At 54.2% G+C, this 12,141-nt stretch carries 7 protein-coding genes; 2 read left to right on the top strand and 5 right to left on the bottom strand.

Features of this window, described 5'->3' with window-relative positions; translation table 11 throughout:
- Positions 1–11: 11 nt before the first annotated feature.
- Together ACPOL_RS28760 and ACPOL_RS33785 are read left to right on the top strand one after the other, a co-directional pair.
- Positions 12–1,877 (top strand): asparagine synthase-related protein, encoded by a 1,866-nt coding sequence (locus ACPOL_RS28760; RefSeq protein WP_114210214.1) that lies wholly within the window; start codon positions 12–14, stop codon positions 1,875–1,877.
- 86 nt (positions 1,878–1,963) lie between these two features.
- The gene (locus ACPOL_RS33785; protein ID WP_161557622.1) at positions 1,964–2,104 is read left to right on the top strand and encodes a hypothetical protein; all 141 of its coding nucleotides are present in this window, start codon (positions 1,964–1,966) and stop codon (positions 2,102–2,104) included.
- Positions 2,105–2,193: 89 nt separating this feature from the next.
- On the opposite strand, the gene ACPOL_RS28755 is transcribed toward ACPOL_RS33785, so the two are convergent.
- The 5 genes from ACPOL_RS28755 to ACPOL_RS28735 form a co-directional block, all read right to left on the bottom strand.
- Positions 2,194–4,389 carry a prolyl oligopeptidase family serine peptidase gene (locus ACPOL_RS28755; protein WP_236657100.1) on the bottom strand — a complete coding sequence of 732 codons (2,196 nt, stop codon included), beginning with the start codon at positions 4,387–4,389 and terminating at the stop codon, positions 2,194–2,196.
- 175 nt (positions 4,390–4,564) lie between these two features.
- The gene (locus tag ACPOL_RS33270) at positions 4,565–6,760 is read right to left on the bottom strand and encodes an outer membrane beta-barrel protein (protein WP_114210212.1); all 2,196 of its coding nucleotides are present in this window, start codon (positions 6,758–6,760) and stop codon (positions 4,565–4,567) included.
- Positions 6,726–7,706 (bottom strand): TonB-dependent receptor, encoded by a 981-nt coding sequence (locus ACPOL_RS28745; protein ID WP_114210211.1) that lies wholly within the window; start codon positions 7,704–7,706, stop codon positions 6,726–6,728. The genes ACPOL_RS33270 and ACPOL_RS28745 overlap by 35 nt, the downstream gene beginning before the upstream one ends.
- 44 nt (positions 7,707–7,750) lie before the next feature.
- Positions 7,751–10,717 (bottom strand): RNA polymerase sigma factor, encoded by a 2,967-nt coding sequence (locus ACPOL_RS28740; RefSeq protein WP_161557620.1) that lies wholly within the window; start codon positions 10,715–10,717, stop codon positions 7,751–7,753.
- 627 nt (positions 10,718–11,344) lie between these two features.
- On the bottom strand, positions 11,345–12,106 hold the full coding sequence (locus ACPOL_RS28735; RefSeq protein ID WP_161557619.1) for a response regulator transcription factor: 762 nt from the start codon (positions 12,104–12,106) through the stop codon (positions 11,345–11,347).
- Positions 12,107–12,141 lie beyond the last annotated feature (35 nt).

Genomic DNA, 12,141 nt, shown 5'->3' with positions numbered 1-12,141 from the left:
GAGGAACTGGGATGAGCATTTTGTTCGGAATTCGCCAGGCTGAAGGTCACTCTGTTGAAGAGCCGTTCTTGCGTCGCATGGCGTCGACAACCGATCGGTATGCCCCAGATGGAACGTTTCTGAAGGTCAAGGGAAGAATTGGTATGGGCTTCCAGCCCTACCACACGCATCAGCGGTCGTGGTTGGAGTCTCAGCCTGGGACAGACTTGCAAGGAGCTATGGTCACGTTTGATGGGCGTCTTGATAACTCCGCCGAGCTTTGCAGTTTGCTGGACCTCAAGCTGGAGCACACTCCGGATTCAATGATCGTCCTCGAATCGTTTTCACGCTGGGGAGAGACCTGTTTTTCGCGCTTTGTGGGAGACTGGGCGCTCGCGTTGTGGATTCTCGCGGAGAGGGCGCTGTATCTCGCGCGCGATCATGCGGGGACCAGGACCCTTTATTACGAACTGACGAAGGCAGATATAGTCTGGGCAACTCATTTGGAGCCCCTGCTGGCGGAACGCAACGATCACGGCCTTGATGAGAACTTCGCCGCAGCCTATCTCTCATCTCAACCCATTCGTGATCTCACCCCATACAAAAATGTCCGCGCGGTGTCACCGGCACATTATCTTGTCGTGCGAGAACGAATTGTGACGCAGAAGCTTCATTGGGATCCGACCGTGGGAGAGAGAATTCGTTATGGCACGGACGCGGCATATGATGAGCACTTCTTTCAGCTGTTTCAGCAGGCAGTGGAGCGGAGAACGGGCCCGGGAGCGTCAATCCTAGCGGAGTTGAGCGGCGGTGTCGACTCAAGTTCGATCGTCTGCATGTCGGACCATGTACGTAAGGCCCAAGGCGCAACCCCTGCCGACCTCATCAACACCATCTCGTATTACGACGATTCTGAACCGAATTGGAATGAAAAGCCCTACTTCGTCGCGGTCGAACGGGCTCGAGGCAAGAGGGGGCTGCATATCGAAGTTTCGTCAAGAGGCGCTACCTTTGAACCGCCGGATATGGAATATGTCTGGCCGGGACCCGACGGACGAACCCTCAGCGCCGAAACCAAATTGGAGGATCAACTTGCCGTCGGACAGTATCGCGTGATGCTTTCCGGCATCGGCGGCGATGAGCTCTTAGGGGGACCGCCTGATCCTCTTCCTGAGCTGGCTGACTCCTTGGTATCTCTACAACTCAGTACCTTATTGAGCCAAGGTCTTGAGTGGGGACTTTCAAACAGAGTCCCCTTGGTCCATCTCATTCGCGATGCGGGGGCTCTCGCCGTCCGACTTTATATCAGGCAGTCGCGAACTCCGGTGGCTTTCCCCAGTTGGCTCTCGGCATCACTTCGTAAGCGGGCTGTACGTTTGCGGTTTCAAGGAACCTCTTGGAAAAGGATCGGCTATCTCCCGAGTTCTATCGAGAACGGACTCGTGTGGTGGTCGATCATGGAAACCTTAATCTTGCCGTCTCGGCGCTTGCTTGCAAGAAGAGAGTATCGGTATCCGTTCCTTGACCGAGAGCTCGCGGACTTTCTTCTTCGCGTCCCCGCAAATCAACTCATGCGTCCGGGCCGCAGACGTTTATTGATGCGTAGAGCGCTACAGAAAATCGTCCCCGTCGAGGTATTGGAACGTAAGAGAAAGGCCTACATAATGCGGGGTCCTCCGGTAGCCCTTACGGAGAACAAACCCAAGCTATTGTCTCTGGTGAGTTCATCGCGGTTGAGTGACCTCGGATATGTCGACGAGATCGACATTCAGTCCTCGATTGCGAAGTTCGATGCTCTCTCCTGTTCAACCAGCCAGCATCTTCTGCTCGCCATTCAGTTGGAGTTGTGGATGAGGCGACCCGCAAAAACACTTGGGCAAGCGGATTTCAACTCCTGATGCAGGAGTGACAAAGATCCGCGTGGCGGCCGAGCTTTCACCGGGAAGGCTAACACGTGGAAATTCAGAAACAAAAGAGGTCAATCATGAAATACATCGCACCGAAAGTACTCAACTCAATCAACGCGACCTTGCTAATCCAAGGCGGCAAGCTCAACGGCAATATGCCAGACAGCATAAATCCTCTCGAACCTGCGACCGTCGGGGGATATCCCGCCGACGAATAGCTTGTTACCTCACCAAGGGGGCAGAGTTCACGGACCCGGCCCCCAAGTGAGTCTGGAGAGACCGCCGGAAGTCTGTGTCAGCCAAAATGCTACTTAGGTCGGAGCTTATCCCACCGCACATATTGCTCCTTCTTGCTCGGATCGGGATCTTTATATCCCTGCAACCAGAATCGGAACCAATCGACGTTCCCTTGCTGCGAGGCATAACGATCTTGCGGCTGCTGCAATATGTGCTGGGCGTTCGGCAGATTCACGAGGTCTACGGGCTTGCCTTGTTGACGCAAAGCCGAATATATCTCCCATTCTTCTAGAATCGCAGTGTCGCCAAGAGCTTCAATACGGACGGGGGCTTGAACTTTGTCAAGGTTGAATCCGGCTGCGTTCTTTGTCCAGGACTGAAGTCCAGATCCAAAGGGCTTTCCACCATTAACTGCTTCCTCATCGACTGCACCCCAAGGGTTTTCGGGAGAAAACAGCATGTAGTTCATGTAGCTCTGGTCGACTCCATCAATGATGCTGGCGGCATGAAAAAGGTGAGGTTCAAGCACGAGAGCTTCCTCTGCATACCAGGCGGTACGGCTGAAACCGATGAGGCCGACTCGAGAGGAGTCGATTAGTCCATCTCGGTCGAGTTGATCGATGGCGGATTTGAATCCGAGAATCTGTATGCGTGCCTCGTCTTTGGCTGAACCGGAGTTTCTACCCGAACGGCTTCCCATCTGCAAGACCATCGCCCCGCCGGCCGCCAATGGTCGCGCCGCAAAGCCCGTAGTGAATGATCCGTCCACTAGGAACTCGTGCTCATTAGGGAAGCCGTGAGTCTGGATTACTAAAGGATATCGATGTCCTCGTACAAAATTAGGCGGGAACACCAGGCCACCGCGCCACTCGCCGCCGGAATTGTCTTTCCAACTGTAGATTGAGGCTCGTCCAAGATCGAACGACGAGAGCTGCGGATTTGGATCCCACAATTCTTTCTCCTCAACAGTCCGCGGGTCAGATACCCACAACTTGGGGGACTCATTGATATCCTGCCGGATGAATAGTTTTAGCTCTGATTGCGGCTCTTCTTGAGAGACAACTTCGGATCCCAGATTCCACTCTTGCTGCACCTTTCGATAGGCCTCCGTAGTAGCGGAGCTTTCGCCCTTCCAATGAAGAAGAACTTCGTCGGTTGACCGGCCAAATGCAACACCATCTATTCCTTTTGGATATTCGGTATAAACTGCGCAACTAGGGGATCTGCTCGCAACCGTGTATACGGCAGCAGCGCACGCGACTTCATTTCGTACATTAGCCGTCCCTGAGGTGCTCTGAAGTGGTAGATAGGTATTCGTGAACAATACGGCCGCGCTATCCCGCGACCAAACAGCCTCGAGTGAATCACGGTAGCCAAAAATAAATCCGGATGGAGCATTGACGAGGGGGACGACCTTCATGCTGCTAAGATCGACGTAGATGTATTGCCACGGCCAGGTGAATTGTCTTCCGGAAGGGTCCGTGCCTGTACTAGTCGTGGAAAAGTTATACGTATCATTAGCCGTTTTGTATCGATGCCATTCCACGGGGACTTCGGGAACGGGCCGGGCCGCAATCAAAGCCCTGCCGTTCGGCGACACAGCCACTCGGAGACCTTTGGCGGACGCCGGAAAGTACCATTTGCCGCCTGCGTTCACCTTTCTGTTCACACCTCTGAAATGGACCCAGAGATCGAGTGCAGGCCATAGTGAGGATTCGTCTGGAAACGTCTTCGGAAACAGGATTTGAAACAAAGAAAGCCCTGTCAAGTCTGTGGACGCGTCGTCTATCCGTCCTCCGATTACCTTTGGGGGTAGCGGATGCTCAGCGACGATATACGCGATTGTCCCTCCCGCCTCGCTAAATCCGGAGACGTCCATTTTCCCTGGAGTCAAATCAGTAGGCCTCTTATCAGATAGACCTGTGCGAAAAAGATGACGATGGCCATCGGGTTGCTCAGCAAGAAAAAAAATAGTCTTCGAATCTGTAGACCACCGCGCCTGAGTAATTAGGGAACCATAGGAGTCGGTCTGTTGCGCTTTCGGAGTTCCAAGTATCTTAACTAAAAGGTGTGGTTTCGGCGCGAGAGCGGAGCGTGTGTGCAAATAGCTCTTCACATCTCCTGCAGAAATATACCAGAGAATTGATCCCAATTGGTTTGTGCGAAGAATCCCGCGGGTAGTGATTATGAAAAAGTGTTTGCCGTCCGGCGCTCGTTGACCCTCGGCATTCGAGAGCCGAGTGTCTGGATCGCTAAAAGTAGTCATTTCGATCGAGTCCTTCACCGTGAACGGAAGGGCTTTGGTCGCCAATGGCTGTTGGGCGCTGCAGACAACTATGCTAGCAAGGAACAGATCACGACACCTCGCCATGTGATTTATCATCGAAAGCTCCGAGAATGATTGGAAAGTTAGAATTAAACTAGGACTGATTTGTCCACGACTAGAATTCAAGCCGTAGCGATAGCTGTATTGAGCGAGGGCCGCCTTGCTGATAAAGCGAGTTTAGGTTGGTTAGGCTTTCGTTCAGTGTTTTGGTGGCTTGGCCGAATCGCGGGTTGCCATAGAGAGGCTCGATATATCCAAAGTTAGGATGGTTCAAAAGATTGAAGACCTCTGCTCTGAACTGAAGGTTCAATCGATCAACAAGTGGAAACGTCCGGCGGATACCCAGATCGAGTTCATTCATCCCAAAACCACGTACGAAATTGCGCGGCGCGTCTCCGTAAGCGGTGCCAGTGGGCAAGGAGAACGCCGCCGGATTAACCTCCCGACCTCCGGGCAGGCCGGGGAGACGGAGATAGATGGGCGTGTTGGGAACTAAATCTAATCCCTGAAATGCTTCCTGACCGTTGGAGAGGGTGATAGCATTTCCATCCAGAATGACCGGGAATCCACCTCTGACAGCGAAACGGGTATCGAACGACCACTGATTGACGATTGCGTCTATCAATTCGCCGGACTTTGCTTTAGGAGCCTCGTAGGTTGCAGCAAGATTAAAGTTATCCCGGATGTCGAAATCTGAATTGCCACGAATTTGCGCAAACGCAACGTCTTGCGATCCAAAATCGATAGAGTGAGCCCAGTTGTACGACGCCAAAAGTTGCAAACCGCGGCTGACAGTTCGCTGAAATTTGAGTTGTAAGGCGTTATAGCTGGAGGTTGTGTCAGATGATTGAATCAAAACTCCAAGCGGGAAGGCGCTTGCCGTCGCGAGTTCTTGTTGCGATAAGAGCCGTCGGCCGTTGCTGCCGACATAGGACAAAGTAAAGGTTTGGGCAGCTCCGAGCGCTTGCTCGAGACTCAGGTTCCACTGCCATGTATACGGAAGTTGCGTGTGCTGCGGATAGTAATACCCTTCAGCCTTATATGGCGCTGCGAGGGGATTGGTGGACGGGACATTCACTTGAGCAGGAGTAAGCGGATAACTTGCACCGAAATACAGTGCCTCTGCGACATTCCCTATACCGTTTACAAAAGACTGCGTTGATTGTTGCTGTCCCGCGTCAAAAAATACTCCGCCGCCTGCTCGAATGACTGTTTCAGAGCCGTGCTTATTGTTGGCACTGTACGCGAGACCAATCCGCGGGGCAAAGTTGTAGTAGGTTGTCTGCCAGAAGGAGTTACCTTCCGGCGCGAGGCTCAGACTGGAAGGGACACTGGCGTTGCCTACAACGATATATGGCAAAGGGCCGTTCGTCGAATCCGGAGGCGGATCTACTTCCCAACGCAGTCCGAGCGATAGATTAAGTCTTTGGCTAGCTTTTAATTCATCTTGAATATAGGCGGCAAAAGTTTTGTACGCTGGGTATGAAGCTGCCTTGATCTCAGATGCGCCATATAGCGATTGATCATTGAGTACCCCGGCGGAACTGTTGAACAGTATTTCGACTAGTGGGGACCACGGAGCGAGTGCTGATGCGATCCTGCGGAAATCCACGCCAACCTTTAGTGTGTGCCGACTAAGTGCAACGGTCGTGCTATCGTTGATATCCAGAGAGTCTTGAGGCTGGCTATCGTGATACTGTGTCAGTGCTGTTTCGTACCCTGGGAAGTACAATGCGAAAGATGCGTATGCAGGTCCCCCAGACGGGTTTATGCCCTGAAGTTGCAATAGGTTCGCGGGTTGAGCCCCTCCGAAGTTGTCTATCGTGCTTGAACCAGCGCCCGTGCTCGATGTGTAATTGAAACGGAAGTCGTTCGTACTCGACGGAGAGAGGATGACGGTGGCCCCAAACGTACTCGTATAGTTGCTCTGAGATGTGCGCTCAACCTGGGATAAACCTAATGTACTTCGTGATTCTGTGATGCTTTGGGTATCTGCGAAGCGGACGAAAAGCTTGAGCCGAGGGCCTAGTTGTTGATCAAATCGGATGCTCGTCGAATCTAGGCTGCTCGGAGAGGAAGATGCGCCGACAAAAGGCGCGAGGCCATTAGCGAGCGCGGCACCGGTTGGCGCAGGAAAAGCATTGAGTGCAGGCTGAAGCGCAGCCGGCGCACTTGCGCGCAGCGACGCGGACGGGACATAAGTAGTTATTGCAGCCTGAGGTTGCGCGAGGCGAAGACCTTCATACGAGAAGAAGAAGAAGGACCTATTTCTTCCGTCATATAATGACGGGAAGCCAAACTGGACCGCCAAGGGTACCTCCGAAATCGTTCTGGCGTTCAGCGGGTTTTTTGGTGATTGGCTCTGTATTGTCGTTGAACCAGTTATCCGCGTCGAAATCGTTATTCCGCAAGTAGTCAAAAGCTGAGCCATGAAGATCGGTAGTTCCAGAGCGAGTCTGGAATGAGAATTGGCCACCTGGAGATAAACCATATTCTGCTGAGTAGCTTGAGTTGCTTACACGAAACTCTTGGAGGTCGTCGACCGATACCAAACTTTGGGTCGTCCCCAGCGCAGTAGCTGCTGGAAGGTTGCCGCTAGTTCCCGGCGTTCCTTGGCCAGTGGTACCTCCTCCTGTGTTGGCATTTACGCCATCGACGATATACACATGTGACTGGGTACGCTGCCCGTTAACACTGAATTCGCCCGTGCCTCCGCTCGATCCACCTTGCTGCGGACTGCTGGTGGTCACGCCGGGCGTCAACAGAATCAGGTCTTGAAAGCTGCGACCATTGAGCGGCATATTGGCTACGAACTGTATGTCGACAACCGTACTGACCGAGGCATCTATAGTGTTGATCGTCGCGCCACTGCCATCGACCGTAACCGTTTGATCAGCCGAGCCAACTTTCAAGACAAACTGCAGGACCTTTTCGTCCCCAAGATTCAGCAGGATTTTGTCTACGGCTAGGTCGACAAATCCAGACTTCGAAATGATGATCTTGTAGGGACCTGGTTTCAGATACGAAAACTGACTCGCCCCCCTCTTGCCACTGCTCGCGCGCTGCTCCTGATTGGTGTCCGTATTGCGGATCACCACGGTGGCGTCGGGCACCAACGCTCCTGAGGGATCGGATACCGCAATCGAGAGGCCAGCTGAGGCGCCCTGCGCAAATGCTGCGAGTTGAGAAGATTGAAGCAGCAGAAAAAGTGCTATACAGAAAGCGAAAGTTCGACAAAGCGTCACATTCAGTCGCATAGGTATCCTCGAGCTCGATGAGCCATGAATTTGAAGGTCTGGTGTTATGTCTTGCTTCGCTGCGGGATGGCATTGCGGAGGCGGTCGACGGTGGCTTCGAGCCTGCGCTCCTCAGCTTGGAGGTTAGTGATGAGCTCTTCCAACTCAGCGGAAGTGACGGAAGGCGATTGTGATTCGGGCGAGATTGCAAATCCTGAGGCTAGAGAAGAGTCCAGCTCCGACGTGACTCGAACGAGAGCCGTGAATCCATTTTGGAAGTCAGTCACGGTAGGGAACGGCTGGGCGGCCGTTGTCGCTGTTATCGAATCCTGCGATTGAGAGGGGGGATCTAAAGACTTGGCAATCACTTTCGCATGGTTTGCGCACGCATCGAGATGCAGTTTGAGCAAGGCAAGCCATCTCGCCCGCTTATCTGGCCGCATGGCCTGCAACTCGTCTGCTCGAAAGTCCTTTGTGGCTATCTGGTCGGCCAACCAGGCTTCCCGGTGAAGCTCCGCGCCAGCCTCAACCAGGGCAGCCGCCGATGCGTGAACGCGAGTGTCCAGTTCAGAACCCTCGATGCCTTGCGCTTGCAGCGGATCTCGCAGCACGCCGTCTAACGCTATACGCCCATCCGAGATCGAAATTGGGTTGCTCACCATCAAAGTCTTTGCCGCAAAGGATTCGGCTGTTTGTTGGTCCTCCAGGGAATGCAAGTCCATCGTGAGCGTGTTGAACCCTTGCACCGATTTCAGCGATCGCATGAAGGCTTGCTTTTCTGACGACGATGGAAGCACCCCGCTGATCGTCACTTTGTCGTCCGGTCCTCGTTCCACATCGATGCTGTCCTGAACCGGTTGCTGCTGCTTGCTCAGAGCCTCCAGAATCTGGAGTATGAGTTGCGCGGTATCTGTTGTGGCGTTGCCGCCTTCCGGCGTCGACAGATGCGTGGCCTCTGACATGGAAGCCGGCCGGAAATCGGCGTCGTGAATTTCCGAAGCAGGAACGACTTCATACGCTACCTCTCTGAATCGGTACTTCCGTCTGGTGTTTCCTTGCTGTAGTTCCAGGGTTTCCGCAACAGGTCGCATGGAGTCCGACGCGATGTGTAGGGTCGCCTCGACGATGGTTGGCCGGTCCACTGTCGCGGCTCGCCTGAACCCAATGTCGTACCCATCCTTCACCTCGATGACGGAGACGTTGTTTGCGCCGGCCGCTAGGTCTTCGAAGCTTCTGACATCTGGCGCGTTCTGCCAGACCCCATCTGTGGAGACGGTTTCGAACTCAGCTTTCAGAGACGACTGCGCGTGGTGATTTGAGAATTCGCTCTCCTTTCCCGCAGCGTTGATCTCTTGCGCTGCCACCACCGTTCCGTTCTGTGCACGCAGCCGGACCACTCGCAGGGGCCGATCGGCACTGCGCAATGCCTCGACCTCAAGGTCGTTTGCTGTGTGACCATAGCTGTCGGTGACTTCGAGGTCGAATCTGCTTCGGACGGCTCCATGCGCGGGCGTTGAGGTTCTCAGCGCTTCCTCGGACCGGGAAAGAAGTGTGAAGGCGTCCAGGGTGGGCTTCTTGCCTCTTGATTGGTCTAGAAGCCCTAGCAGAGCAACCATCGTGCAGCATGCGATGACAGCAAAAGTCCCGATCAGTCGCGACGAGCGACGCAACCGATGCCGCAGCCGATCAAGCCAACTGTGGGGGCCTCTTTCTCCCAGATAGGGCTGGCGGCTAAGAGACGATACTGACACCAGAGCTTTACTCGATTCCGCAGCCCCCGAGGGAGGGCCTTCGCCCTCCGGTTCGAACAATGGATCGTAGTAGGAGACATGGACCACCGGCACCCCCTCGCTACAAGTGAGCGAAACAGAGAGTTGCCGCCCGTCGCTCAGCTCGACCTCGGCGTATTGCGTGTTTGGAAGCCCGGTCTCATCCGGTTGGAGATCGAGATAAAGCAGCCCTAATCCCTGTTCACTGAGAATCTCGACAAAGCCGGGCTTCGAGAGAGGCTGAAGTGCAATCTGAACCTTACTGGAAGCTCCTGTGATCGTCTGAACTCCTCGCACTACTCCATCGACGATGATCTGAAGCTTCGACGGCCTGTGTTCGTAGGTTTCGCGAAGCTTACGCCGGAGTTTTTTCAGATCAGTTTTTTCAGACCAGGCTGCTGGCGGTCCGGCCTCTCCCGACGAGGGGATGTCGGGAAGGAACTGCAGTGTCAGGTCGGGTAAGGCCAGTATCTCGGTGGCCAAGTGAAGACAAGCGTGGCAACTGACCAGGTGGGCGATCTCATCGGTGCTAAAGGGACTCTCTATCGATGTTCCGTAGCGGTCTTTGAGAACGCCGGCGGGAAAGCATTGACCTTCCGGTTCTGCGAAGATCCTGTGGAGCAATTCCGCAAAAAGTGCATCGGATTCTTCGGGAAGATTTTTCGACGAGGCTTGCGGCCGCTTGTCGCTGCGGTCGAGAAACCGAAGCACACTCGGCCGTTCCAGATAGGCTTTTGCCTCAAGCCTCGCCGTCTGCGTCAGAGTGTCAATTCCGGCGCGCTTCGACTTGAGAATGGCCATCGTCTCCGTAGGCAGATAGCCAATAAAGAACCGAAGGATTAAGGCCGCGGCTACACGACTCGACTTGCGCCGGATGCAGGCGTATTCACAGATGCGGGCTAGATCGCTGCGTACGTACAGTAGTTTGCTGCGATCAACTGCGGACATGGCCCACGCTACGGAATCGAAATCGACCACCAGGAGGCCAGCTACGGCGTCGTGGCCATGCCGTAACCGTTTTGAGAGGAAGAGGTTTCTAAGTGCTTTATAGAGATACGCGCGGGCCTGGTCATCATCCGGAAGATCCGGCTTATTCTTCATCCGCATAAAGCGGACAAACAGGTCCTGCACCAGATCTTCGGCTTCTTCTGAGGTCCCGCGGGTTAGCTGATGCGCCCAGTCAAGCAGCCACGTGTAGTGCTCGAGGACAATAGCCTCGAGATCCCGAGGGCTTTGCGATGACAAGAGTCTTGGGGAATTCACAGACGCGCTCCTGGATGTGCGCGCTTCATCGGGTAGAAGCGGCATTTTCAGATTTGGGGAGTTTTAGGGCAGGTCGTCGGAATCACGCCACTATCAAGGCGTGTTCTCGGAGCGGGAAGGGAAAGTGTGGAGAGGTGGGGGATAGCGGAGGGCAGATATGGAAGGCACCTAGACCTCAGGGCTCCGGATATGTATTAGAGCAGCCGGAAAGATCCGAAGCGGGGTTGGTCGCAGCGTGGGTTAGTCGGTAACTGCGCCACCAAACAGCATGCGCTTCAGCCCATGATCTAAAGGGCTGAAGCGCATGCTGTTGGAATTACATGATCAAGCCACACAAACCAAGAAAGTCCGAAATTAGCGTGTTTTGGGGGGCTCAGGCCTGATCTTTCGCCGGTTATTGGCTTGATATCTTTCCCGTGACGCGTTTGAGCATCGCGGTGAATGACCAAGCCTTGTCACCACCGAGCGCAGTGGCAGTCTCGACCAATGGTCTTCCCTCAGTCGGCGTAGGGATTGCGACGAACCCAGGAACTGCGTCGTTGACCACACGTCATTCCGGTTGCTTGAGAATGCCCGGTGCGGAGGAACGGATCATGGCAGGCGAAACCGTTGCTTGGAAACACAGAATCATGCATCAGGCTTGGTGATTCTGCGGACTACGGAAGCCGAGAGCTTGCAGCCTCTCCCCCTAACGCTTTCGATGGGATCGGCAAGGCCATTCTTCTCCATTTTTATACGGAGACGTTTAATACACGCGTTAAGCGCGTCTGGAGAGCGTCGAAGCTCATTTCCCCATACGTCATCGAGAAGTTCCTTCTGGGGGAACACCCGGAGGGGGTTCGTCGCAAGTTTCTCCAGGAGCCTGCACTCGCGAAGCGATAGAGCGATCGGCCTCTCTTCGGCTAATAAGATCGCCGTCTCACGATCCAAGGTGTACCGGCCAATAGCCACTCTACGGTCTGATCCAGAGGAGAGTCCGAGATTCCTTTCTTGGCGTCGGATATGAGCATGTAGCCGTGATAAGACCACCGAGAGGGGATTTGACTTAAGAATGAAGTCATCTGCTCCCGCGTCGAGAGAGGCCGTCTCGTACGGTTCACCTTCAAGGAACGAGTAAATGATGATTGGGGTCATGACACCAGCTGCCCTCAGTTCCCGAACCAGACCGGTTCCGCTGCAGGTCGTTGGCTCGGATGATGAAACGCTCGGCCGAGACATGTTCCCCTTGGGCATGAGGTCGAACTCCACCAGAATTACATCGAATTGTTCGCGCTCGATAAGGTCGTGAAGAGCGCATGCAGATTCTGCGATCGTCACATGGAAGCCGAACTTTCCGAGGCTTCGTTGAAGAGCGGGCGCCACAATCTCATCGTTGTCTACCAGCAGCATCGACTTCATGGGCCCTCGTTTCTATGTGAAGTTTT

Source organism: Acidisarcina polymorpha, assembly GCF_003330725.1.
Taxonomy (GTDB): Bacteria; Acidobacteriota; Terriglobia; order Terriglobales; family Acidobacteriaceae; genus Acidisarcina; species Acidisarcina polymorpha.
This window is presented reverse-complemented; position numbering and strand designations above follow the sequence as displayed.

What these genes read in the sequence shown, in the direction of transcription:
- ACPOL_RS28760 (WP_114210214.1), top strand. Translation starts at nt 12, where the DNA reads ATGAGCATTTTGTTCGGAATTCGCCAGGCTGAAGGTCACTCTGTTGAA.
- ACPOL_RS33785 (WP_161557622.1), top strand. Translation starts at nt 1,964, where the DNA reads ATGAAATACATCGCACCGAAAGTACTCAACTCAATCAACGCGACCTTG.
- ACPOL_RS28755 (WP_236657100.1), bottom strand. Translation starts at nt 4,389, where the DNA reads ATGACTACTTTTAGCGATCCAGACACTCGGCTCTCGAATGCCGAGGGT.
- ACPOL_RS28745 (WP_114210211.1), bottom strand. Translation starts at nt 7,706, where the DNA reads ATGCGACTGAATGTGACGCTTTGTCGAACTTTCGCTTTCTGTATAGCA.
- ACPOL_RS28735 (WP_161557619.1), bottom strand. Translation starts at nt 12,106, where the DNA reads ATGCTGCTGGTAGACAACGATGAGATTGTGGCGCCCGCTCTTCAACGA.